This window comes from Devosia crocina, assembly GCF_900116545.1.
In the GTDB taxonomy this organism is placed as follows: Bacteria; Pseudomonadota; Alphaproteobacteria; order Rhizobiales; family Devosiaceae; genus Devosia; species Devosia crocina.
In genome coordinates, this window is sequence record NZ_FPCK01000003.1 from 11479 (window position 1) to 35618 (window position 24140).

The following is a 24140-nucleotide window of genomic DNA, read 5'->3' on the forward strand; positions in this document are numbered from 1 at the left end:
TCATCCACTCGCCCCGGTCATCCGGACAAGCACGGCACTCGGCCGCAGGTTTGGAAATCGGGTGTGGTCGCCGCGGCGCTCATGATGCGCCATTGACAGCACGGTCAAACTAGCCGCTTCCGCCCGGTTTGACCAGCAAAAATTGGGCACCGGCCGCCGCCTAGGCTTTTGCCCCCTCCATGTGGTGCGCCGAAACCACACGATCAAGACCTGAAAGGTCCTTGTGAACCATCACCTTTGCAAACCCCGCCGCGGCAAAGAGCGCGGCAACGGCCTCGCTCTGATCGTAGCCGATCTCGACCATCACCTCTCCGCCCGGTCTCAGCCAGGATCCCGCTTCCGCCGCGATGATCCGATAAGGTGCCAACCCATCGGGCCCACCATCGAGCGCCAGGCGCGGATCGAAGTCTTTCACTTCCGCAGACAGGGTCTCGACAACGGCCGAAGATATATAGGGCGGATTGGAGAGGATGAGGTGGAATCTCTCTTCCTCCGACGCGGAGCCGCGAAGCGCCCCGAACCAGTCTCCCTGTTTCAGGGTCAACCGGCCCAAAACCCCATGCCGTTCGGCATTCCGTTCCGCAACCTCCAGCGCCCCCGGATTGATATCCGTCGCCACACCTTGCGCATCGGGCCGGTTGCTCAGGATCGAGATGGGAATGCATCCCGATCCCGTGCCAAGATCGAGCACCGCTCCCCCGTCGGGCAAAGCTGCAAGTGCAAGGTCGACCACGAGCTCCGTATCGGGTCGTGGCTCCAGCGTCGCCGCACTCAAGTCGAATGCGAGCCCATAAAATTCACGCTGGCCCATAATGCGTGCCACGGATTCACCGGAAACGCGACGTTTCAGCGTTTGAGCAAGGCTTTCTGCTAGCGAGATGCTAACCAAATCGCGCTCGTGCAGCATTAATTGCAGCACGTCGTAGCCGAGCCCGTGGCCCACCAGCAGCTTGGCATCAAGCGTTGGCGTGGGCACCCCGTGACGCGCCAGCTCGTCCCGCCACCGCCGCCACAGCGCGCCAACGGTGATCTCTTCGCTCAGCTGCCGCTCTCCATCGCGGCCAGCTGCGCAGCCTGATTTTCAGTGATCAGCGCCTCGATCAATTCGTCGAGCGCTTCACCCGCTATCACCTTGTCAAGCTTATATAAAGTCAGGTTGATGCGGTGGTCGGTTACCCGTCCCTGCGGGAAGTTATAGGTCCGGATACGCTCCGAACGATCTCCCGATCCCACCTGCCCCTTGCGCTCGGCCGAGCGGGCGCTGTCGCGCTCTTCGCGTTGCATTTCATAGAGCCGCGCGCGCAGCACCACCAGCGCTTGCGCACGGTTCTGGTGTTGAGATTTGAGGGCCGACGTCACGACGATGCCGGTCGGCAAATGGGTGATGCGAACGGCCGAATCGGTGGTGTTGACGTGCTGTCCGCCGGCGCCCGAAGCGCGCATCGTATCGATGCGGATATCTTCGTTTTTGATTTCAATATCAATGTCTTCCACTTCGGGCAGCACCGCAACCGTCGCTGCCGAAGTGTGGATCCGCCCCGAGGCTTCCGTCGCCGGCACACGCTGCACGCGATGCACGCCGGACTCATATTTCATCCGCGCATAGACGCCCCGGCCCGAAACATTGGCGATGATTTCCTTGAACCCGCCCATTTCCCCGGGGCTCTCTTCCATCACCGTGACTTTCCAGCCGCGCACCGAAGCATAGCGCTCGTACATGCGGAAAAGATCGCCGGCAAACAGCGCCGCCTCGTCCCCACCCGTGCCGCCGCGGATTTCCAGAATGATCGACTTTTCGTCCGCTTCGTCCTTGGGCAGCAGCATGACGCGGATCGACTGGGTCAGGGCTTCGATCTTTTCCTCGAGCTCCTCGAGTTCCGCGGCTGCCATCTCCGCCATTTCCCGGTCCGGACCTTTGGCGAGAGCTTCGGCTTCGGCCTTGTCTTTCAACGCTTTTTTGTAGGCGTTGATCTCCCCGACAATGGGAGAAAGGTCCGAGTGCTCCTTGGACAATTTGGCCAGCTCGTCCGGGCTCGCGCCGCCGGACAAGGCAGCTTCGATATACTGGAAACGGGTGGCAAGCGTATCGAGCTTGTCCTCTGGCAAAGCGGGCATTCGCGGTCTTTCATGCAATCAGCGATGAGGGGATAGCGGCGCGCGCCCGCAATCGCAAGCAGAACTAGGCTGGCGCTAACCCATGGGCAGGTTCTGACGGTCCACCCATTCCCGCAGCAATTCCCGGATCGTAACCCCATCCGAGCCAACGCTGAGCGCTGCCGCCACCGACTCCTGGATCGGCTTGAGGTCGAGATTGAGCACGAGTTCCTTAATCGGTCCGATCGAGGCAGGCCCCATCGACAGCCGGGTCATGCCGATCGCCATCAGCGCCAGTGCTTCCATCGGCCGCCCAGCCAGTTCCCCGCACATGGTCACCGATTTGTTGTGCCGGCGCGCGGCATCCACCACCAGCCGGATTGCGCGAAGGCGCGGCAGGGCGATGGGGTCGTAGCTCTTGGAAACCCTCGGATTTGCGCGGTCTGCGGCGGTCAGGAACTGAACCAGGTCATTGGAGCCGATCGAGACGAAATCGGCCTCGGGCATGATCTGGTCGAGCTCGAAAAGCAGCGATGGCACCTCCACCATCGCGCCCAATTCGAGCCGCGAAGGCACGAGCTCGCCGGCACGGCGCAGGCGATCCATTTCCTTTGAAACCACAAGCCTTGTCTGCCGGAACTCGAAGGTCTCGGTGACCATGGGTACCAGGATTTTAAGCGGCCGCCCCTGCGCCGCCATCAGCAGCGCACGGATCTGGGTGCGCAGGAGACCCGGACGGTCAAGACCGAGCCGGATGGAACGATAACCCATGGCCGGGTTTTCTTCGGCCATGGAGCGCAGATAAGGCACGACCTTATCCCCGCCGATATCGAGCAGGCGGAATACGATAGGGCGCTCTCCAGCGATTTCCAGCGCCTCGGAATAGAGCTCGACCTGCTCCTGCAGCCGCGGCAGCTTGCTCGCGATCATGAACTGCAGTTCGGTGCGAAAAAGCCCAACCCCGGTCGCCCCGGTGTCCTCGAGCATGGGCAGATCGGCAACGAGGCCGGAATTGTGCAGCAGCGTGATCTCGACCCCGTCGCGGGTCACGCTGGGCTTGTTCTTGAGCGCCGCATAATGCGCTCTCCGCCTGGCGGAAATCCGGACCTTGTCGACATAGGTCTGCTCGACATCGGGCGTTGGCCTCAGATGCACGGTTCCGGCGGAGCCATCGATGATGATGTCATCGCCGCTTTCGCACATGGAAACGATGGAATCCGCCTGACCAACGGCAACGATCCCGAGCGAACGGGCGACAATGGCGACGTGTGCCGTGGTCCCGCCCTCTTCGAGCACGAGGCCACGCAGCTTCTTGCGATCATATTCGAGCAGTTCCGCCGGACCCATATTGCGCGCGACGAGAATGGCATTGTCAGGCAGTTCGCGATGCGCCGGCTGGCTCGTATTGGTGAGGACACGCAGGAGCCGATTGGCCAAGTCGTCAAGATCATGCAAACGGTCGCGGATATAGGGATCGGTCTGGCGCAGCATGCGCGCGCGCGTGTCGTTCTGAACGCGCTCGACCGCCGCTTCGGCCGAAAGGCCGTTCTCTATCGCTTCGGTCAGCCGGTTCACCCAGCCCCGGTCGTTGGCGAACATGCGGTAGGTTTCAAGAATTTCGCGGTGATCTGAACTCGGCTGCATGTCGCCATGGTCGAGCATGGCATCGATCGACACACGCATGCTGGCCAGCGCCTTGTCGAGCCGGGCTTTCTCCTGATCCGTGTCGTCGGCGATGAAGTTGACGACCACGACACGCGGGTCGTGCAGCACCACCGTGCCGAGCGCGATTCCATCGGTGAAGCTTACGCCATTGAACATGCGGGGACGCCTGAGATCGATATCGGATCCGGGCTTGATCAGATTGTCGAAGTCCGAGGTGGCGATCATTTCGGCCAGGATTGTGGCCGTAGTCAGCATGGCCTCGGCTTCATCCTCGCCATAGTGGCGGCGCTCGGCGTTCTGGACCACGAGAACGCCCAGGGTTTGCCCGGCTCTGAGCACCGGAACACCGAGGAATGAATTATATTTGTCTTCGCCTGTTTCCGGTCGATAAGCGAAGCCCGGATGGCTGGGAGCATCGTCAAGGCTGAGCGGCTCGGCCTCCGAAGCGATCAGGCCCACAAGCCCTTCGCCTAGCCGCAGCGTGGTCATATGAACCGATTCGGCCTTGAGGCCCTTGGTGGCGAAAAGTTCGAGCGCACCATCGTCGCGCAGAACGTAGAACGAGCACACGTCGGCGCGCATATTGTCGGCGATCAGGGTCACGATCTTGTCGAGGCGCGCCTGCGAAGCCAAAGGCTCCGCCATGGTTTCGCGCAATTGCCGCAGCAGCACCCTTGGGCCGCCGATGGTCGTGACCATGCCAGTCTCCGGCGGCCCCGCCGAGCCGCCCCCCTTGATCGGACGCGGCCCCGTTCCCCCTCGAAACGAGATCAGGCGTCCTTCTTGTCCAATCCGTAATAGGTGTGCAGCGCCCGAACCGCAAGCTCGGCATATTCTTCATCGATCAGGACCGAGGTCTTGATTTCCGAGGTGGTGATCAGCTGGATATTGATCCCCTTGTCGGCCAGCGCCTTGAACATGGAGGAAGCGACACCGGCATGGCTGCGCATGCCCACGCCCACGACGGAGACCTTCGCGCCGCCCTTCGAGCCGGAAAGCCGGGCATATTCGAACTTGCCGCCGTTGTTTTCCAACGCCCGGACGGCCTTGTCGTATTCGCTGTCGGGCACGGTAAAGGTGATGTCGGTGGTTGCGCCATCATCGGCAATGTTCTGCACGATCATGTCGACGATGATGCCTTCATCGGCCAGCTGGCCGAAGATGGCGGCGGCCACGCCGGGCTTGTCCTTGACATCGCGCAAGGTGATCTTGGCCTCGGCCTTGGCGAGCGTCACGCCCGAAACGATCTGCTTTTCCATGATCTCATCCTCATCGCAAACAAGCGTGCCGGGAACACCGGGCGACCCATCGGGCGCGATCTGGGGCGCATTCGGGTCATCGAAACTGGAGCGCACCAGAAGGCGAACCTTGTGCGCCATGGCCATTTCCACCGAGCGGATCATCAGCACCTTGGCGCCGAGCGAAGCCATCTCAAGCATTTCCTCAAAGGAAATCTTGCTCATGCGCTGGGCCTTGGGGACGATGCGCGGATCGGTTGTGTAAACACCGTCCACATCGGTATAGATATCGCATCGATCCGCGCCGACTGCTGCGGCCACCGCAACAGCGGATGTATCCGAACCGCCGCGACCGAGCGTCGTCACCCGGCCGTGGGGCGAGATGCCCTGAAAGCCTGTGATTACAGGCACCCAGCCATCCTTCATGCGCTTGTCGAGTTCGCTCGGATCGATATCGGTTATCCGAGCCGCCCCATGGGCGTCATCTGTGTAGATTGGCACCTGCCAGCCGGCGAACGAGCGCGATTGGACGCCCATTTCCGCCAGGACGATCGCCATCAGGCCCGCCGTGACCTGCTCGCCCGAAGCAACCACCGCGTCGTATTCACGCGCGTCGTGGAACTTGCTGGCATCATTGACCCAGCCAACCAGTTCATTGGTCTTGCCCGACATGGCCGAAACGACAACGGCAACTTCGTTGCCGGCATCGATCTCGCGCTTCACATGGGCGGCAGAATGGCGGATACGTTCGATATTGGCCATCGAAGTGCCACCGAACTTGACAACGATACGGGCCACTGGCTTCCCCGGCTAAAGCATTGCCTGCAAAGGTGATCCCCACATCTGCGGCGCGGCAACGCGACAATTCCAAAGCGCCAACCGCCGAACCCGGCGGTACGCTTAGTGTTAGCGCGGGGGAATGCCACAAACCGCGCCGCCGATCAACTGGCTTCGCACCGCCCCGGCTGCGTCACCCCGCGCCTTGAACCAAGCCGTGGCTCGGGGTCATATGGAGCCAAAGGAGCCCACCATGTCTCAAACCACCATCAACGATGCCGAAGTCGCAAAATTCACGGCCATGGCCGAGGAATGGTGGGACCCCAAGGGTAAGTTCAAGCCGCTGCACAAGTTCAATCCCGTTCGCCTCGGCTATATCCGCGATCAACTGGTCCGCCATTTCGGCCGGGATATCTCGGGCATGCGGCCGCTCGAGGGCTTGCGTATCGTCGATATCGGCTGCGGCGGCGGCCTTTTGTGCGAGCCGCTGACCCGGCTCGGAGCAACCGTGACCGGCGTCGATGCGGCCGAGCGCAATATCGCCATCGCCAGGATACATGCCGAACAATCGGGCCTAACCATCGACTATCGTGCCACAACTTCGGAAGCGCTGGTTGCGGCGGGAGAACGCTACGACGTTGTCTTGAACATGGAAGTGGTCGAGCATGTCGAGAATGTGCCACTCTATATGAAGAGCTGCGCCGATCTCGTGGCCCCGGGCGGGCTGATGTTCACCGCTACGCTCAACCGGACAGCTCGCGCCTATGCCCTGGCCGTGCTCGGCGCCGAATATGTGTTGCGATGGCTGCCGCGGGGTACGCATGACTGGCGCAAGTTTCTAACGCCTGATGAAATCCGCAGCCAGTTGACCCGCAACGGGCTCACCGTGACCGATGAGACCGGAGTTGTCTTCCACCCTCTGGCTGATGAATGGAAACTCTCCCCCGACATGGGGATCAATTACATGATCCTCGCCGAGCGGCGGGCCTAGAAAAAAGCCACCGCCTCAGAATGCGGTGGCTGAAATGGTCAAGCCTTGATCAGATGGTCACGATCGACATTGAGCACCAGCGTTTCGCCCTCGACCCGGTCGATATGCTCGGGAAAGATATAGCGATCCCCAGCAAACAAGCCCTTGGCATCGAGGCGTACGAAGCCGTCCCGCAGCGCTTTTTCCTGGAATTCGCGCGGCAGGCCATCATCTGGATGAAAAACATCGGCGAGCAGCGAAGACATACGGTTCTCGCCCTCTTCGAGCACCGGGCTGACCCCTGCGGCGCCATTGCCGCCATTGGTTTCCGGATCATTATCGGTGGCGCGGAATGTATCGACCGTGCCGATTTCGTGCATGGCGCGGTCAACGACCTTCATGCCTTCATGAATGGTGTTAGGAATAGCTTGCATAATTTCCTCCATAACTTGCCCGACCAACGCGAGGATGGGCTGTGCCGTTCCGCCTGTCTCGTTTAGACTGCCGGTGAACCCCTCGGGGATATCGGCGTTGTTGAAGCTGGATCGCAAAGGCCTGATTTGATGAAGCGTGCTCTTTTTCTGCTCTCCACCCTCCTGTGCGGGGTGTCCGTCGCCACCGCTCAAGACAGCACCGGAGCAAATGACCAGAACGTCTTCGTCATGGGCGGACCGCTGACGCGCGACTATTTTTCGGACGCGCTGACCCCTTGGGACAATGTCTACGAATCCAATTTCTTTGCAGGCTTCGGCTACCAGCAGTTCCTGTATCAGTATGGCGTGTTCCACCTGGGCCTCGAAGGTGGCCTCGGCATCCGCGCCGGCGAAAGCGCCTCTCTCGAGCTTTGGGGTGGCGCTGTGGCGCGCCTTGAAGTGTTCAAGATGGGCGGGCTCAACATCACGCCCTCGCTGACCGCGGGTCTGTCGGTGGTCACCGATACGATCGGGGTAGAAACCGAAAGGGCAGCCGCAATCAATCGCGCGGTGCCAGTGCTTTACTACCTCGGCCCGGAAATTGCCGTGTCTCATGATGCGCTGCCGGACTACGAGGGCTTTGTCCGCATTCAGCACCGCTCCGGGGGCTTCGGCACCATTGCCGAGATCGACGGCTCCAACGCCGTTGCGGTGGGCTTGCGCTACAAGTTCTGATCCTTACGGCCGGACAGGCGCGGCGTTCAGAGTGCCGCGCCAATCCCGAAGACCGTAAAACCGTACCGTACGGTACGGTACTGAATATCCTTGATGCTGCCCTGGAATGGGTCTAAACAACATGGCGAATTTCCGGCTCCAACCGGCGACACTATCGAGGATCCGCCATGCCCGTTTATCGTTCCCGCACCACCACTCATGGCCGCAACATGGCCGGCGCCCGTGGCCTGTGGCGCGCCACCGGCATGAAGGATGGCGATTTCGGCAAACCCATTATTGCGGTGGTCAATTCCTTTACCCAGTTCGTGCCTGGTCACGTTCACCTCAAGGATCTCGGCCAGCTCGTTGCGCGCGAAATCGAAGCGGCAGGCGGCGTCGCCAAGGAGTTCAACACAATTGCGGTCGATGACGGCATCGCCATGGGCCATGACGGGATGCTTTATTCGCTGCCGAGCCGCGACATCATCGCTGACTCCGTCGAATACATGGTCAACGCCCATACGGCCGACGCCATGGTCTGCATCTCCAATTGCGACAAGATCACGCCGGGCATGCTGAACGCCGCCATGCGCCTCAATATCCCCGTCATCTTCGTTTCCGGCGGACCGATGGAAGCGGGCAAGGCCATCGTCAAGGGCAAGTTGCAGGCGCTCGACCTCGTCGATGCCATGGTGATGGCTGCCGACGATCAATATACCGACGAGGAAGTCCAGGCCGTCGAGGAAGCCGCCTGCCCCACCTGCGGCTCCTGCTCTGGCATGTTCACTGCCAACTCCATGAACTGCCTCACCGAAGCCTTGGGCCTTTCCTTGCCCGGCAATGGCTCGACCCTCGCGACCCACTCGGATCGCAAGCGCCTTTTCCAGGAAGCCGGGCACCTGATCGTCGATCTCGCCCGCCGCTACTACGAGCAGGACGACGAGACCGTCTTGCCGCGTTCGATTGCAACCAAGCACGCCTTCGAAAACGCCATGGCGCTCGATATCGCCATGGGCGGCTCGACCAATACCGTGCTTCATATCCTTGCCGCTGCCCATGAAGGCGGCGTCGATTTTACCATGGACGATATCGACGCTCTGTCGCGTCGCGTCCCGGTTCTCTCCAAGGTCGCGCCGGCCAAGAATGATGTCCACATGGAAGACGTCCACCGCGCCGGCGGCATCTTTGCCATCCTCGGCCAGCTCGACCGCGCAGGCTTGATCAATCGCAAGGAGCCCACGGTCCATGCCGCAACTATGGGCGATGCGATCGACAAGTGGGACATTTCACGCACTAATTCCGAGAGCGTGCGCCAATTCTATATGGCTGCACCGGGCGGCGTGCGCACGACCGAGGCCTTCTCGCAGTCCAATCGCTGGGCAGAGCTCGACACCGACCGCACCAATGGCGCCATCCGCTCGCCCGACAATCCATTCTCCAAGGATGGCGGTCTGGCCGTGCTCAAGGGCAATATCGCGCTCGACGGCTGCATCGTGAAGACCGCAGGCGTCGATGAATCCATCCTGAAGTTCACCGGCCCTGCCCGCGTTTTCGAAAGCCAGGATTCCACCGTCAAGGCGATCCTCTCCAACGAGATCAAGCCTGGCGACGTCCTCGTCATTCGATATGAAGGGCCCAAGGGTGGCCCGGGCATGCAGGAAATGCTCTATCCCACGAGCTATCTCAAATCGAAGGGCCTCGGCAAAGCCTGTGCCCTTCTTACTGACGGGCGCTTCTCGGGCGGCACATCGGGCCTCTCCATCGGTCACGCTTCGCCTGAAGCAGCCGAAGGCGGCGCCATCGGGCTCGTGCGGGAAGGCGACATGGTCGAGATCGACATCCCCAACCGCACGGTCAATGTGCTGGTTTCGGACGCCGAGCTCGCCACCCGCCGCGCCGAGCAGGACAAGATCGGCTGGAAGCCGGCCCAGCCGCGCAAGCGCAAGGTGACCACCGCCCTCAAGGCCTATGCTGCCCTCGTGACCTCCGCCGCCAAGGGCGCCGTGCGCGACACCAAGGCCATCGACAAGCTCTGGAACTAGAAGACGCGTGCTGTCTTCCCATCGTCGCCACCCGGCTTGTCCGGGTGGACCACCCCGCCATTTCGGGGATGAAATGATGCCCTTCGAGACAAAAGCGTGACAACACCGTCGTCCAGTGCTAAAGCCCCAGCCAGCCACTCAGCGGTCTGCCAAGATTTGCTGATCTGGTCAGGCTCGATAGCGGGGATTCCACCCTCCCTATCGGGCCGACCCAATCCCCTTTGACATCGCTGACGCTTGCCAGACCAGCCCATCGATTCAGGCTGTCTCAAAGCTTTGACGCGGCGGCGCTTCGAGCACAAAGAAGGGCGATGGCCTCGCAGCCACCGCCCTGTTCAGCGCCGAACCCGCGCCGTGCACTACCGCTTGGCAATGGCGTCCAGCGTTGCAAAATCCTCGTCACTGAGCGCGAATGCCGCGGCTGCAACATTATCCTCGAGATGCCTGACCTTGCCTGTACCCGGGATTGGCAGCACGACGGGCGAACGCTTGAGCAACCAGGCGAGCGCGATCTGGCTGCCGCTCGCGCCATGCTTGTCCATGATTGCCCGCGCCTTCTCATGGCCCTCGACGAGATCGCCACCGGCCAGCGGGAACCAGGGAATGAACCCGATACCTTCCTTTTCGCAGTAGTCGAGCACCGCTTCGCTCTTGCGATTGGCGAAGTTGTAAAGGTTCTGCACGGTCGCGACAGAGAAATACTGCTGGGCTTCCTTGATGTCGTCCACGCTCACCTCGGAAAGGCCCACGTGGCGGATAAGACCCTTCTTTTGCATATCGGCAATAGCGCCGAACTGATCCGCGCGCGGTGTCTTGCTGTCGATCCGGTGCAACTGCCAGAGGTCCAGTCGCTCAAGCTTCAGGCGGCGCAGGCTGGTCATCACGCCTTGGCGCAGAAACTCGGGACGGCCTAGCTGGTGCCACTCTTCGGGCCCCGTGCGGGTGAGGCCGCACTTGGTGGCAATGACCGAACCGCGATCGTAGGGCGCCAATGCCTCGGCGATCAGTTCCTCGCTGATATAGGGGCCATAGCTTTCGGCGGTATCGATGAAGTTTACATTGAGCTCTGGCAAACGCTTGAGCACTCTAATGGCTTCGTCGCGATCTTCCGGCGGTCCCCAGATACCCTTGCCGGTAATGCGCATGGCGCCAAAGCCGAGGCGGTTCACCTCTAGTTCGCCTCCGATGGCAAAAGTGCCCGCCAGGGCTGCGTCCAGTTGAGCCATTTCAGTCTCCTTGGATGTGAGCCGCTTGCAAATGCTGCAAGGCTCTAATTGTCTTCCCCAACGTCGGGGAGAGGCAGAAAGTCGACGCCGTCATCGATAAGCCCTGCAACTTCATCGCGCGTCGCCTCGCCATAGATTCCGCGCGCCTCCGCCTCCTCGAAGTGGATCTTGCGCGCTTCCTCGGCAAAGCGGTCACCAACATAATCGGCCTGGCTCATCACCGTCTGGCGGTAGTGCCGCAGCATCTCGCGGAACTTCTGCGCGTCGGGATGCGCCGCGGAGAGCTTCACCCGCTCCCCATCGGTTCGAGCGACAGCCGGCGCCATGGGCGCTTTTTCAACTTCGGCACCGCCGCACTGGGCGCAAGCGATAAGGCCTCGGGCCTTCTGCTCGTCATAAGCTGCGGCATTCTTGAACCAGGCATCGTAGCGATGCCCTTGTGAACACTGGAGTGTGTACTGGATCACGGTCTTGTCGTCTTCTGCTCGGCGCCAGAAATGCGCCGCTTGGATAGAGGTTGCGCCTAGTCTTGCAACGCTGGCGAGGCGAAGTCCCGTGCATTGGCAAGCGCCGGAATACGCTGGCGAGCCTCTACCACCGCCTGTGGGTCGATCTCGGCCACCAGCACGCCTGGCCTGTCATGATCGAGTTCGGCGATCACCTTGCCCCAGGGATCGACGATCAGCGAGTGACCATAGGTCGACCGTCCATTGGCATGGACGCCCCCTTGGGCTGCAGCAATGACATAGGACCCGGTTTCGATAGCCCTTGCGCGCAGCAGCACATGCCAATGAGCTTGTCCTGTCGGCACGGTGAACGCAGCTGGCACCGCCATCAGCGTGGCCCCTGCATTGGCAAGCGTGTTGTAAAGGCGGGGGAACCGCATGTCGTAGCAGATCGAAAATCCAAGCCGGAACTCGCCGAGCTCGGCTGTCACGGCACGCTCACCGCCCCTATAGGTCGCGCTCTCGCGATAGGCGTTAAGCCCTGCAATATCGGCGTCGAAAAGATGAATCTTGTCATATCGCGCACGCTGCTCCCCACCGGGGCCAAAAAGCACCGACCGATTGGCAAAGCGTCCATCCTCGAGCGGAATCGGCAAGGAGCCGATCTGGATAAACAAACCGAGGCGCCTGGCAAGCTCTCCCACCTTTGCCAATTGCGGGTGATCCACGAAGGGAGCCGCCACCGAACGCAACTGATCCCGGTTTTCGGGAAAGATCATGGTGACCTCAGGGGTCAGCACATAATCTGCACCCTGACCTGCCGCCTCTTCGAGGAGAGGCTCAAGAGCGGCAAGATTCTGATCGGGATCAAGACCCGAACACATCTGGATGGCGGCAATTTTCATGAAAAGAACTCAGAAACTGGAAAGTGCCGGAGGCAAGCGGAGCGGCCTGCCGCCGTTATTGCGCCAGAAGGGGATCGAGGCCACCGGCACGGTCGAGCGCAGCCATATCGTCATAGCCACCAACATGGGTCTCGCCGATAAAGATCTGCGGCACGGTGCGCCGGCCGTTGGCGCGCTGCGTCATCTTCTCCCGCAGGCCCGGATCGAGCACTGTGATCTCGGTATATTTGGCGCCCTTTTCGTTCAGCAGCGCCTTGGCAGCGTGGCAATAGGGACAGGTCGGAGTGGTGTAGATCTCGATATTGGCCATGGGGCTGGCTCCACATTGAATTGTCACCCTGCTTATATGGGCACTTCTTCGCCGCTGACAACGCGGGCAAAGGTCAGAACATCGACCGCCTCCACCCCGGCCCGCATCAGCGTCCTTGTGGCCGCCTTCACAGTTGCGCCCGTTGTATAAACATCGTCGATCAAAACGACGCGGCGCCCCTTGAGGCGCAGGAGCATATCGGGATGGACTGAAAAGGCGCCTTGCACATTGCGCGCTCGTCCGTCGCCGGAAAGCCCCACCTGGGAGCGCGTCTTGCGGTGCCGGCGCAGAAGGTGAGGATCAACCTCAAGGCAGAGGGTTCGGCCAAGGGCTCGGGCGAGAAGCAGGGATTGATTATAGCGCCGGAAGCGCATGCGGCTCGAGTGGAGCGGAACCGGCACCAGAAGCGGCGCTGCCCCCCAGAACTCGTGCCCTGCCATTTGCATCAGTCGCGCGCAGAATGCGGCGAGTTCGGTCCGATCGCCATATTTGAGGCGGCTGACAAGACCCTGCGCCACTTCCCCATAGCGAACCGCCGCCCGCGCCCGTGCGAATGGAGGCGCGTCGGCCAGGGCTTCTGCGCTCACGGCGTCTGGCCCCAACGCGATTTCGAAGGGTACGCCAAGGATCGGGCACAGCGGGGCGGTGATCGGCGCCAGCTTCGAAAAACAAGCAGCGCAAAGCCCGTGGCCAGCCTCGATCGGTGCAGTGCACACCGCGCAGGCAGGTGGATAGAGCTGATCGACCACAAGCCGCAGCGCATGGCGCCCCACATCGCGCACCAGGGCGAAAGACGTCCCGGCTTTGACTTCCCTTGTCCCGCTCTCCATAAGAACCATATTGCTTGAGGTTCCCGCCTTGGGCCAGCTCCTTTTCCGTGAGTCCGGCATGTCCCAGCCGCCCCGCCTCTTCGATCCTGCCCTGATTGGTAGCCATCTTGCCCGACGTCCGACACGCGACAATTTCGTGCGCGATCTGGTGTTCGAGGATCTGGCCGACCGGCTCGGCGCCTATATGCGGGATTTTGCCAAGGCCGTGCTGATCGCGCCCGATGTCGATCTGCTGCCGACGACGGTAGCGACCGCCTCGGGAGCTGTCGAGTTCACCCCGGTCGAGGCTTTTGGGGGAAGCGATTTTCCCGACCTGCCCGATGGCGAACTCGATCTTGTCGTCTCGCTGCTCCATCTTCAGGCGGTCAATGACGTTCCCGGCCACATGGCGCGCCTCCGCTCAAGGCTCAAGCCCGATGGCCTCTTGCTAGTCGCCATGCTTGGGGGCGAGAGTCTGACCGAATTGCGCGAAGCGTTTCTTGGAGCCGACATCGCCGTTTCGGGCGGCGCCTCGGCTCGCATTGCGCCCATGGCCCAGGTGCGCGATGCGGGCGGGCTCCTGCAGCGCGCCGGCTTTGCCCTGCCGGTTGCCGATGTCGAAACCCACACTGTGCGCTATGCCAATGCCTTTGCGCTGATGGCCGAACTCAGGGCGCTGGGCGCGGCAAACCCTTTGGTCGACCGCTCGCGCCGCCTTGCGACGCGAAGCCTTCTGACCGCTGCGGCAACTGCCTATCAGGACGCGGCGGGGGATGCCGATGGAAGAGTACGCGCTACACTCGAAATCATCTGGCTGGCCGGCTGGGTGCCACACGAGAGCCAGCAGAAGCCGCTCCGTCCGGGAAGCGCCAAAGTCAGTCTGTCGGACTTGCTCAAGAAGGATTAGAAGTGGACCTTGCCGGTCATATCGCCATCATTTCCGGTTCGCCCGGCTCGGGAAAGACCACGGTGGCCGAAGCGCTTGCCCACCTCCCCGGCTCTGCCAAGGCGCATATCCATTCGGACGATTTTTGGGGCAATATCAAGCACGGGCATATCCCGCCCTGGCTGCCCGAAAGCGACGCGCAGAACCGCATGGTCATGCAAATTGCGGCCGATGTCTCGGGCCATTATGCACGCCACGACTATCTTGCAGTCCTCGATGGCGTGGTGCGCCCGTTCTGGCTCCCCGCCTTTCTGGCGCTCGATCTGCCCGTGCACTATCTCGTCCTGCGACCAAGCCTTGAGGAAGCCGTTGCCCGCTGCACCTCCCGCGGCGGGGACAGCCTGACGGACGCAGCCGTCGTGACCGACCTTCATGGCCAGTTCGCTGACCTTGGCGATTATCAGCGCCACGTGATCGATACGATTGGGCTTGATCGCGCCGGGACGCTCTCACGGGTCATCTCGGCTCTCGAAAGCGGTGCTTACCGTCTCGAATAGTGCCGGGTAACAGCGTTTGCAGACGCCCCCTCACCCGTCTCGGCCTTCGGCCGATCCACCCTCTCCCCAAGAGGGAGAGGAATAAGTTCAGCGCTTCTGGTAAGCACCTCTTATTCTTCTCCCGCTCGGGGAGAAGGTGGCGCGCAGCGCCGGATGAGGGGGCGAACCAACCCGCTAAAAACACAAAAAAGCCGGCATCGCTGCCGGCCTTTTTAGCTTGACGACAGAATCCGCTTATGCGGCTTCTTCGTCGCTTTCGCTCTCGGCAGCGTCCGCCTTGGTGCGCTTGGGGCTCTTGGCAAGCTGCTTTTCGATGAGCTGCACGGCCTCGGTCAGGGTCAGCTTGTTGACCGAGCTGATTTCGCGGCTCATGCGATCCATGGCCTGCTCGAAGAGCTGGCGTTCCGAATAGCTCTGCTCGGGCTGATCATCGGACCGGTAAAGATCGCGCACGACTTCCGAAATCGCGATCAGATCGCCCGAATTGATCTTGGCTTCATATTCCTGAGCGCGACGCGACCACATGGTGCGCTTGACGCGAGCCCGACCGGTGACGGTCTCGAGGGCCTTGTTGACCTCGTCTTCTTCGGCGAGCTTGCGCATGCCGACAGACTTGATCTTGGCAACGGGTACGCGAAGGGTCAGCTTGTCCTGCTCGAAGCTGATCACGAACAATTCGAGCGTCAGGCCGGCAACCTCCTGCTCTTCGATGTTAACGATCAGACCGACGCCATGGGCCGGGTAGACGACATACTCACCCGTCTTGAACCCGAGTCGCTGCTGAGACTTCTTGGCTACCATAAGCTGGAACTCCTTTATGACGCCCCAATGACCGGTTCCTCGCGGCAAGGACCGGGCATCTCACTAACCTACCCGCTCAACGGGCCCTTTGGCAGTACGAACACCCACAGTCTTCGGTTCCGCTTTGTTCCGAAGCACCATGCAACAGATGATGTTGTGTCAAAAAAATCGTGCCTAGCGGCACGGTCTGGGTGAAGGGCTGAACTGCATTTACGAAGACCATAGCACAAAAAATCAGCAAAATCAAAAGGAACGAATCGGTGTCCGATTCATCCCCTTCAAATTGGCTGCGTCTTTATGACGGAACGGCAACAAAGCCCTGCCTGGGCCCAAGTTCTACCCTTTGCAGGCAGAACCAGCTGGCAGATCAGTCGCCTTCGCCGGGCGTTTCGGAGAAGTATTTTTCGAGCTTGCCGGTCTCGCCGTCCCGCTCCTTGGCCTCGGGCAAAGCATCGCGGCGCTCGGTCAGGTTGGGCCAGGCAGCCGAATACTTCCGGTTGAGTTCAAGCCATTCGTCAAGCCCGCTTTCGGTATCGGGACGGATCGCCTCGGCTGGGCATTCCGGCTCGCACACGCCACAGTCGATGCATTCATCGGGATGAATGACCAACATGTTCTCGCCCTCATAGAAACAATCGACCGGACAGACTTCGACGCAGTCGGTGTATTTGCAGGCGATGCAATTGTCGGTGACGATATAGGTCATGAAAGAAGCGGTCCTGAACGGCGCCGGGGGCATGGGGCAGCCCGTGCGGCAGTCTCAACGGCACGGTGCTAAACTCTTTTTCCGGCCCGTGCAAGGCGACAAGGCGGCACGGATTGGCGCGGCCATGCGTGCTTGCGCAAAGCCATTCCTCGGGCCCCTTCACTCCTCGTCAGGCTTGAGTGCGTCGGTTTCGCGCCGCTCTTTCTTGGTAGGTCGCCCCGTGCCTTGAGGGCGGCCGGCAATCGCAGCTTCAAAAGGGGAGCGTTCGGTCCGCGGCGGAGCGGGCGGAGAAATGTCTTCGTAAAGGCCCTGTGCTTCGCTGGCCGGTCCGCGCCGCGTCCCCGGATCGAGAATGCGCCAGACAAGAATCCGGCCATGGAGCGACATGGTCAGCACATCGCCCGCACCGACCTTGTGATCGGAGCGTTCGGTTCGTTCGGAATTGACGCGTATGGCGCCGGTTTCGATGAGCTTTTGCGCCAGGGTGCGCGATTTGACGGCGCGCGAGAAGAACAGGAACCGGTCGAGCCGCTCCTTGTGGGAGCCTGTCTCGCCCGGTCCTGCCAAATTCTACTCCGTCTTGCCGCGCAGGGCGGCAAGGGCAGCAAAGGGACTATCGGGATCGAAGGCCACCTTGCGCTCTTCGCGCGGCGGACGCTGGCGATTTTCATCGCGCGGACGCTGGTTGGCCGGGCGTCCACGCTGCTCGTTGTTTTTCGGACGCGCATTTGGATTGGGCGCTGACCCATCCCCTTCGGGACGACGCGGACCCTTGGGGCGCGAACGATCGGGACGCCCGCGGCCTTCCGACTTGCCTTCACCACCTTCGGCAGCGTCGGGCCGGCGATTGCCGGGACGGCGGCCATTGTGGTTGTTGTCATTGTGACGACGCCCACCGGGGAACCAGATTTCGTCGAATTCCGGCTCGGCAGGAGCTGTTGCTTCAGCGGTCTTGGCCTCGTCGACGACGCCCTCGTCGGCTGCGGGTGCCTCGGCAAGGGCCGGCTCTTCGGCCGGTGCCTGGGCGATCTGCGGCGCGTCTTCAGCAGGTGCTGCAATTTCGGTCGCATTGTCGGTCAAGACGGCCTCGAGTGCCGGCGCTTCCGCGCTGGCCTCAGCGGCAGGCGCTACAACCTTCGGGGTGCGGCGCACGCGATAGCCCAGCGAGGTTAGGATCGAGGCAAAGTCCTCGCCCGAACAGCCCAGAAGGCTCGTCATTTCGACGGTGACGCGGAACCCGTTGCCTTCGGCAGCGCCAGCGGGCGGCTCGCCCTGGAAGCGGGTCGGGTCGATCGCGATCAGCGGACGAATGATATCGGCGAGGCGCTCGAGAATGTCGACGCGAACGGCGCGCTTGCCCGCCACCTTGAAGCCGGCGATTTCGTAAAGGCGCGGATCGACTTCCGGATCGACGAGGAACGAGGTGCGGCCCGAGAGCACGATATGGGGGATGTCGGTGACGCCTGGCTGGCGAATGCCGCCATTCTTGAGCGCAAAGAGAATCAGCGCGAGTTCACGCGGCGCGGGCTTGAGCGAGAGCGGAACATAGATGTGGTAGGCGCCGAACTTGATCCCGAGCTTGCGCATCTTGCCGCGCACGTCCTGGTCGAGACCCTTCACATCGTCAGCGACCTGGGCGCGGGGCAGAAGGCCGAGATGTTCGAAGAGCTGGAAGGCGATGCCGCGGGCCGGACCATCGACGTCGGCCGGGGCTTCGAGAGCCATAACCTGTTCGAGCGTGGTGTTGACGTGGTGGCGCAGCCAGAGCGCGAGGCGATCCTGCACGCGTTCGAGATCGGGGCCGGTCAGGGATTCGTCGGCCAGAATGATGATGCGCGGACGATAAAGGCTGTCCCCTTCGGCAAGTTCTGCCACGACATCGCCGCGCCAGCGCAGGCGTCCGTCGGTCGCGAGGACGAATTCCTCGTTCGGCGCGCCGGCGAGGCGATCGGCACGATTGCGAATCTCGGGAGCCACGACCTGGTCCGCTGCGGAGCGAATACCCTTGGGGTCGAGGTCGCCATCGGAGCGGGCGAGGGTAAAGCGGAAGCCTTCGAGCGTGCCGAGAAGATGGCCTTCGAGCCTGACTTCGCCTTGGCTATTGATCTCGGGAGATACCATACGTTTGTCTTTCAGATGGCGGAGCAGCACGCTGGTGCGCCGGTCGACGAATCGCTGCGTAAGACGCTCATGCAGGGCATCACTCAGTCGATCCTCAATGTCTCGGGTCTTTTCGCGCCAATGTGAAGGGTCTGCAAGCCAGTTTTTGCGGTTGGCGACGAAGGTCCAGGTCCGAATCTGCCGAATTCGGTGGCTGAGCGTCTCGATATCGCCTTCGGCATTGTCGCAAAACCGCACCTGCTCGGCAATCCAATCGGCATTGACCGTTCCCTTTTGTCTCAAATCCGAGAAGATGCGCGTGACGATTTCGCCATGCGCAGCCGGAGAGATTCCCTGATAATCCGGGGTCTGGCAACATTCCCAGAGCAGTTTGACCGCTTCGTGGCCACGGGCCAGTGCACCGGCCTCGTTGCGGGACAGGAATTCAAGGGCAAGCTGGTCCGTTGCTATGGGCACCCGGGTCAAGGTCCGGTCGTCCGGAGTTTTTTCAAGGCTATCGCGCAGGCGGTCGATGGATGAAAAATCCAGCGCCGAATTGCGCCACTGCAACACTTTTACCGGCTCGAAGTCGTGCGTTTCGAGTTGAACGATCAGTTCTTCCTCGAATGCGTCGGTTCCTCCGGTCACGCCAAACGTGCCGTCGCGCTTGTGCCGGCCGGCGCGTCCGGCGATCTGACCGATCTCGGAGGGGGTCAGGGGACGGGTCTGGTGGCCGTCAAATTTGGTGTCGTCAGCAAAGGCGACATGGTGGATATCGAGATTGAGCCCCATGCCGATGGCGTCGGTTGCAACGAGAAAATCGACATCTCCATTCTGGTAGAGCTCGACCTGCGCATTGCGCGTGCGGGGGCTCAGGGCCCCCATGACCACAGCCGCTCCGCCCCGCTCGCGACGGATCAATTCGGCAATGGCATAGACCTGGCGCGCCGAGAAGGCGACGATGGCGCTGCGCCCCGGCTGGCGCGAGATTTTCTTGCTGCCGGCATACATGAGCTGGGAAAAGCGCGGCCGCTCGATAATTTCGGCATGCGGCAGGAGCTTGCGGATCACATTGGCCATGGTGCCCGAGCCCAGCAAGAGGGTCTCATGAAAACCGCGTGCATGAAGGATGCGATTGGTGAAGACATGGCCGCGATCGAAATCGGTCGCAGTCTGGATTTCATCGATCGCCACGCAATCGACGTGAATATCCATCGGCATGGCTTCGACCGTCGCCACCCAATAGCGGGGCTTGGCCGGTACGATGCGCTCTTCCCCGGTCACTAGGGCCACCGCCTGCTCGCCGACGCGCTCGACGATCCGCCCATAAACTTCGCGCGCCAGAAGACGCAGCGGCAGGCCGATCATCCCGGTGGGATGGGCCAGCATGCGCTCGATGGCAAAGTGGGTCTTGCCGGTATTGGTCGGCCCCAGAATAGCCTTGACCGACTGGGAAGCTGAAAAAGTCATCGCCGCTCTATGTAGGGTGCCCGAGGGCGCATGGCGAGGGGCTCGATGCATTGTGTCATGAATGCACGCTTTTTCCCATTCGGCGTCCGCGCCTTAATCTCTGGAACAGATCTGGAACGAACAGGGACAGAATCGGTTTCGAAGCATGGATCAGGTTTTGTTCTCACCCATATATGGTGTGAGCTTGGGCGCTTCGGCACTATGGGCAACGCAATCGACCTGATCGAGAGGCGTGATAGCCCCCTTGCGCTTCAACATTATTGAAAAGTGGTAAAATTCGTGCCGGTCGGCGGGTTTGCTAACGCGGAGCGAAAACAGGTGTCGAGATATTTTCTGTGCGCTTAATGGTTTGCTCCATGTGCTGCGCGATGCTCCATTCGCAAAATTAGTGGTTTTTCGTTTGACGTGTCGTTTCGGGACAGTGGGGAGAAGCCCCTCACCCTAACCCTCTCCCCATAGGGGCGAGGGGACTGGATCCAGTTGCACGCAGGGTCCGTTGATAGCCACAGTACTTGTCCCCTCGCCCCTTTGGGGAGAGGGCTAGGGTGAGGGGCCCTTGTGCTCGTGTCTCACCCCGGCACATGTTTCCCTCTCTCCGCCACCTCCATTAACGCCTGGATCACAGGGAGAACGAACAGGGTCAGAATCGGCAGCAACCGCAGTTTTCGCTCTTTGTTCCGCACCACATTTGGTGGGTCAGTGCGGGTGGAACCGTCAATGGGCATATCAGATGATCAAAAATTGCTCGTCACGGGTTTACCTCTATTACCAAAGACTTAATGCGCTCACGAAACCGCCCATTCCTGCCCAATGGTGAACGCAAATAAAAAGGGCGCCGAAGCGCCCTTAATCTTTATTGGCCCGAACTTTGGGACCGAAAACCTCTAAAATAAACGAAAAACCCTTTGACGGTTTCAGCCTGGCACAATGCGTCAGAACTCAGCTTTGACCAGCACCATCGAAAGATCGCCCATCGAAGTGCCGAGCAGAACGCGATAGGGAATGAAATAGCCGCTTTGCCCCAATGGCGCGTACCAAACGAGAATACGACTCTGATTGGCGAGATAATTGGTCATCTCGTTGCTCTGGTAGTGGCCTGATACCGGCTGATAGTTGAGCGAGCAGAGAACCACAGGCCCCTGATAACCCGTGCGTGGCGAAGTTGCTTGATCGGCGCTCACATAGCTCATGTCGAGATTGAAGCGTTCGACACCGGTGAAGATGCGCATGCGCCGCTCGCAGAGCCCCTTGTCGAGAGCATTACCCTTGAGCATGAAGGAGGAAACGAAATCGGTGACCCCGGTCAGGTGCCCCCGCTCGACCGGCACGCGGTCATATTCGGTTACGGGTGGCTCGACCTTGAAGGACGAGACGTTCTGGCCCGCATAGCCGACATCGACCGAGAAAGTTTCCCCGCCTGCCCGCGTCTCGATCCCAAAACTGTCTGAACGCAGGCTCGCTCCCGAGGAATTGCCCCTTGCAGTCACGCGCGCCGTGCCGCTTGCCACGACCGCGCCGAGCCCGGCAACATTGGCGGAAATGTCGATCTCATATTGACGGCCATCGTCATCGAGATCGACCTTGACTGCGGCGACATTGATGCCGCCAAGGGTAATAACATAGTTCGCCGTGGCATCGACGGGGGCGGCCTGAACCGGGGCAAGGCCGAGAAGGAGGCCGAGGGCGACAAGGCTGGTGCGGATCAAGATAGTCGTCTCGTTTCGTGAAAGCGGGCTTTAGGCGCGCGACTGCGAATCACCGGTAAAAGCTCAAGGTGCAGTCCACATGTGATGCTGGCAAGGCAATCGCGCCTGTTTGAGCTGGCTCGGCTTGACTGGAGAGGCCCTTTTCTATAGGACCGCGCCAGATTTCATCACAATCGAGGCCCGTAGCGGTTTTCCGCCACGCAGGACCTTTACACAAATAGGATCTCAAAAATGGCACGTCGCTGCGAACTCACCGGCAAGGGCGTTTTGATGGGCAACACCGTTTCGCACGCCCTCAACCGTCACCGCCGCCGCTTCCTTCCCAATCTGATCAACGTGACGTTGATTTCGGAAGCGCTGCAGCGCCCGGTCAAGCTGCGCATTTCTGCTGCAGCCCTGCGCTCGGTCGAGCACCGCGGTGGCCTTGATGCCTTCCTCGTCAAGCAGGATGACGCCGACCTGTCCCCGCTGGCCCTCGGCATCAAGAAGGAAGTGCGCGCCGCCCTCGCCGGCTAAGCGCCATTCGCGGAATTTCGAGGCCGTGCAGCCCCAGGGTTGCACGGCCTTTTTGTTGGGCGGTTGCTCAGCTATCCTCGACACCCTCTCCCCTGAAGGGAGAGGTCGGGGCGATAGCATGGGGTGAGGGGTTCAGCGCTGCGGCTCGAGCCGGAAAAATCACCCTCCCACCCTAATCCTCTCTCCTCATGGAAGAGGGGACTGTCTCGCTTGACGCCAAACCTTTGCCCGACTAGGGCATGACCAGCTCGCCCTTTTGCGAGGTCACAATCGCCGCCTCGGTCTATTGCCGAACAGCGGATAACAGAGGTGCATTCCCTTGCTAACTCGCTTTATTGCGGCCGTGGCCGCCATGGTCGTTGTCGTTGCAGCGTCCAATATCCTGGTGCTCTACCCCTTCGCGGTCGAACTCGGTTTGGTCAACCTGGCCGATCTCCTGACCTGGGGCGCCTTCACCTTCCCCTTCGCCTTTCTGATCACCGATCTGACCAATCGCTATGACGGTCCGCGCAATGCGCGCCTCGTCGTGCTGGTGGGCTTTTTGGTCGGCCTCTGCGTTTCCTTTTATCTTAGCTTCAATCCGCTACCTTGGGCTGAAAACAGTGCCTCGGCGACCACCCAGCGCATCGCGCTGGCCTCGGCTTCCGCCTTCGTTGTCGGTCAGTTGCTCGATATCAGCGTGTTTGCGAGGCTGCGCGCGGTGCGCGCATGGTTCGTGCCGCCGCTGGTGGGCTCGTTTCTGGGCTCGATGCTCGATACCGCGATCTTCTTCACGGTTGCCTTCGCCCCAATGCTTGCCGGCATCGATGCGCTCTTTGGGCTCGAAGACGGCTCTCTGGGCTTCCCGGCGCCTTTCCTTGGCATTGGCCCCGAAGTCCCGCTCTGGATCTCGCTGGCGGCTGGCGATTTCTCGGTCAAGTTCCTGGCAGCTCTCGTGCTGCTGGCGCCCTATAGGGCATTGATGGGCAAGTGGCGCCCGCTGCCACCGCTCGGCCGCACCACACTCGCCTAGCAGGACACCCGGATTTCGGCATAGCCGGTGGTGGCTTCGTCGCCACCGGAGGTCACCCCGATCATGCAGGCCGTGCCGACCAATGGAACGGCGCTACCTGATGGCACGGTCGTGCCATCGGTCAGGCTGATATAGCCATTGCTGACATTCATCACCCGCACGGTGGCATCCGTTCCGCACACGGGATACGCATCGCCCGAGGTCACAAGAATTCGCATGCCCGAGGGCAGGCAATCGCCATCGCTCTGGGCAGAAACGGCGGGGCCGGAAATCGGCGGCAAGCTCGCTGGCTGTCCGGCACCCGTGGCTGCGCCCCGCCAGTTTTCCTCAAGGATCGAAAGCCGGTTTTCGAGCGTCTCGATGGCTGCCTGACTTGCGCCGGCACTTTCGGCCACGGCAGAAGGCGAACTGCCTCCATCGCGTTGGACATATAGGTCAAGGCTGAGCCGCAACTGCGCAACGTCTGTCGAGAGTCGCACTATCTCGCGCCGCATATCGGAATAGACCCAGCCTGTCGCGGCAAGGGCCGCGACGCCGACGAGCGCGGCAACGGCAGCGATGGCGACGGGCGGTCGCATGGGACGGCGCCGGCGCCGGAGCGTTGGCGACGGCTGCGCATGCGCTGCCTCGCGCGAAACGCGCATATCCGGCGTTACCGCAATCGGCTCGGCCATCGAGGCAGGCTGCTCGCCCGGTTTGTCGTCCACCACTCGCTCCTTGGCCGTTTGGACCCGATTTTCGGCAGGTCCCATCAAACTGGGGCCGAACTAAGGACCA

At 61.3% G+C, this 24140-nt stretch carries 23 protein-coding genes; 7 read left to right on the forward strand and 16 right to left on the reverse strand.

What is annotated here, in order from left to right:
* Window positions 1-160 precede the first annotated feature (160 nt).
* The 4 genes from prmC to BM364_RS13175 form a co-directional block, all read right to left on the reverse strand.
* Window positions 161-1042: a peptide chain release factor N(5)-glutamine methyltransferase gene (prmC, locus tag BM364_RS13160; protein ID WP_092425391.1), complete on the reverse strand. Its 882-nt coding sequence runs from the start codon at window positions 1040-1042 to the stop codon at window positions 161-163.
* Window positions 1039-2115 carry a peptide chain release factor 1 gene (prfA, locus tag BM364_RS13165; RefSeq protein WP_092425392.1) on the reverse strand — a complete coding sequence of 359 codons (1077 nt, stop codon included), beginning with the start codon at window positions 2113-2115 and terminating at the stop codon, window positions 1039-1041. Before prfA ends, prmC begins: the two co-directional genes overlap by 4 nt.
* 75 nt (window positions 2116-2190) lie before the next feature.
* Complete coding sequence (gene ptsP, locus BM364_RS13170; protein WP_092425394.1) at window positions 2191-4458, reverse strand: phosphoenolpyruvate--protein phosphotransferase; 2268 nt, start codon at window positions 4456-4458, stop codon at window positions 2191-2193.
* Between the two features lie 71 nt (window positions 4459-4529).
* Complete coding sequence (locus BM364_RS13175) at window positions 4530-5795, reverse strand: aspartate kinase (RefSeq protein ID WP_092425396.1); 1266 nt, start codon at window positions 5793-5795, stop codon at window positions 4530-4532.
* A 232-nt stretch (window positions 5796-6027) separates the two neighbouring features.
* On the opposite strand from BM364_RS13175, the gene ubiG reads away from it, so the two are divergent.
* The gene (gene ubiG, locus BM364_RS13180; RefSeq protein WP_092426325.1) at window positions 6028-6765 is read left to right on the forward strand and encodes a bifunctional 2-polyprenyl-6-hydroxyphenol methylase/3-demethylubiquinol 3-O-methyltransferase UbiG; all 738 of its coding nucleotides are present in this window, start codon (window positions 6028-6030) and stop codon (window positions 6763-6765) included.
* 38 nt (window positions 6766-6803) lie between these two features.
* On the opposite strand, the gene BM364_RS13185 is transcribed toward ubiG, so the two are convergent.
* Entirely contained in the window at window positions 6804-7178 is a 375-nt protein-coding gene (locus tag BM364_RS13185; RefSeq protein WP_139232592.1) for a hypothetical protein, read from the reverse strand.
* Between the two features lie 129 nt (window positions 7179-7307).
* Here BM364_RS13185 and BM364_RS13190 point away from each other — a divergent pair, with 129 nt between their 5' ends.
* Both BM364_RS13190 and ilvD read left to right on the forward strand, forming a co-directional pair.
* Window positions 7308-7892, forward strand: a complete 585-nt coding sequence (locus BM364_RS13190) for a hypothetical protein (RefSeq protein WP_092425399.1) — start codon at window positions 7308-7310, stop codon at window positions 7890-7892.
* A 167-nt stretch (window positions 7893-8059) separates the two neighbouring features.
* Complete coding sequence (gene ilvD, locus BM364_RS13195; protein WP_092425401.1) at window positions 8060-9913, forward strand: dihydroxy-acid dehydratase; 1854 nt, start codon at window positions 8060-8062, stop codon at window positions 9911-9913.
* A gap of 359 nt (window positions 9914-10272) precedes the next feature.
* On the opposite strand, the gene BM364_RS13200 is transcribed toward ilvD, so the two are convergent.
* From BM364_RS13200 to BM364_RS13220, 5 genes are read right to left on the reverse strand one after another with little or no spacing between them, the layout of a single operon-like run.
* Complete coding sequence (locus BM364_RS13200; protein ID WP_092425403.1) at window positions 10273-11139, reverse strand: aldo/keto reductase; 867 nt, start codon at window positions 11137-11139, stop codon at window positions 10273-10275.
* A gap of 44 nt (window positions 11140-11183) precedes the next feature.
* Window positions 11184-11606 carry a DUF1178 family protein gene (locus BM364_RS13205; protein ID WP_092425404.1) on the reverse strand — a complete coding sequence of 141 codons (423 nt, stop codon included), beginning with the start codon at window positions 11604-11606 and terminating at the stop codon, window positions 11184-11186.
* 56 nt (window positions 11607-11662) lie between these two features.
* Entirely contained in the window at window positions 11663-12490 is an 828-nt protein-coding gene (locus tag BM364_RS13210; protein ID WP_092425406.1) for a carbon-nitrogen hydrolase family protein, read from the reverse strand.
* Window positions 12491-12545: 55 nt separating this feature from the next.
* The gene (gene grxC / locus BM364_RS13215; RefSeq protein ID WP_092425408.1) at window positions 12546-12800 is read right to left on the reverse strand and encodes a glutaredoxin 3; all 255 of its coding nucleotides are present in this window, start codon (window positions 12798-12800) and stop codon (window positions 12546-12548) included.
* Window positions 12801-12832: 32 nt separating this feature from the next.
* Window positions 12833-13639, reverse strand: a complete 807-nt coding sequence (locus BM364_RS13220) for a ComF family protein (protein WP_175528605.1) — start codon at window positions 13637-13639, stop codon at window positions 12833-12835.
* Window positions 13640-13688: 49 nt separating this feature from the next.
* On the opposite strand from BM364_RS13220, the gene BM364_RS13225 reads away from it, so the two are divergent.
* Together BM364_RS13225 and BM364_RS13230 are read left to right on the forward strand one after the other, a co-directional pair.
* Window positions 13689-14516: a methyltransferase domain-containing protein gene (locus BM364_RS13225; RefSeq protein ID WP_092425411.1), complete on the forward strand. Its 828-nt coding sequence runs from the start codon at window positions 13689-13691 to the stop codon at window positions 14514-14516.
* A gap of 2 nt (window positions 14517-14518) precedes the next feature.
* Entirely contained in the window at window positions 14519-15052 is a 534-nt protein-coding gene (locus BM364_RS13230; protein WP_092425413.1) for an ATP-binding protein, read from the forward strand.
* A 234-nt stretch (window positions 15053-15286) separates the two neighbouring features.
* On the opposite strand, the gene BM364_RS13235 is transcribed toward BM364_RS13230, so the two are convergent.
* The 5 genes from BM364_RS13235 to BM364_RS13255 all read right to left on the reverse strand — a co-directional run bounded on the left by BM364_RS13235 (window position 15287) and on the right by BM364_RS13255 (window position 21835).
* Window positions 15287-15853 (reverse strand): CarD family transcriptional regulator, encoded by a 567-nt coding sequence (locus BM364_RS13235; RefSeq protein ID WP_092425415.1) that lies wholly within the window; start codon window positions 15851-15853, stop codon window positions 15287-15289.
* A gap of 367 nt (window positions 15854-16220) precedes the next feature.
* A complete protein-coding gene (gene fdxA / locus BM364_RS13240) occupies window positions 16221-16559 on the reverse strand; it encodes a ferredoxin FdxA (protein ID WP_092425416.1) in 339 nt (112 codons plus the stop codon).
* Between the two features lie 159 nt (window positions 16560-16718).
* The gene (locus BM364_RS13245) at window positions 16719-17126 is read right to left on the reverse strand and encodes an RNA-binding S4 domain-containing protein (RefSeq protein WP_092425418.1); all 408 of its coding nucleotides are present in this window, start codon (window positions 17124-17126) and stop codon (window positions 16719-16721) included.
* Between the two features lie 3 nt (window positions 17127-17129).
* Window positions 17130-20129 (reverse strand): helicase-related protein, encoded by a 3000-nt coding sequence (locus BM364_RS13250; RefSeq protein WP_092425419.1) that lies wholly within the window; start codon window positions 20127-20129, stop codon window positions 17130-17132.
* A gap of 932 nt (window positions 20130-21061) precedes the next feature.
* The gene (locus BM364_RS13255) at window positions 21062-21835 is read right to left on the reverse strand and encodes a DUF3108 domain-containing protein (RefSeq protein ID WP_175528606.1); all 774 of its coding nucleotides are present in this window, start codon (window positions 21833-21835) and stop codon (window positions 21062-21064) included.
* 231 nt (window positions 21836-22066) lie between these two features.
* Between BM364_RS13255 and rpmB the strand changes: the two genes are divergently transcribed.
* Window positions 22067-22351 (forward strand): 50S ribosomal protein L28, encoded by a 285-nt coding sequence (gene rpmB / locus BM364_RS13260; RefSeq protein ID WP_092425424.1) that lies wholly within the window; start codon window positions 22067-22069, stop codon window positions 22349-22351.
* A 319-nt stretch (window positions 22352-22670) separates the two neighbouring features.
* Window positions 22671-23363 carry a queuosine precursor transporter gene (locus tag BM364_RS13265; RefSeq protein WP_244542878.1) on the forward strand — a complete coding sequence of 231 codons (693 nt, stop codon included), beginning with the start codon at window positions 22671-22673 and terminating at the stop codon, window positions 23361-23363.
* On the opposite strand, the gene BM364_RS13270 is transcribed toward BM364_RS13265, so the two are convergent.
* Window positions 23360-24070: a hypothetical protein gene (locus BM364_RS13270; protein ID WP_139232593.1), complete on the reverse strand. Its 711-nt coding sequence runs from the start codon at window positions 24068-24070 to the stop codon at window positions 23360-23362. The two genes, BM364_RS13265 and BM364_RS13270, sit on opposite strands and share 4 nt — an antisense overlap.
* Window positions 24071-24140: the final 70 nt, after the last annotated feature.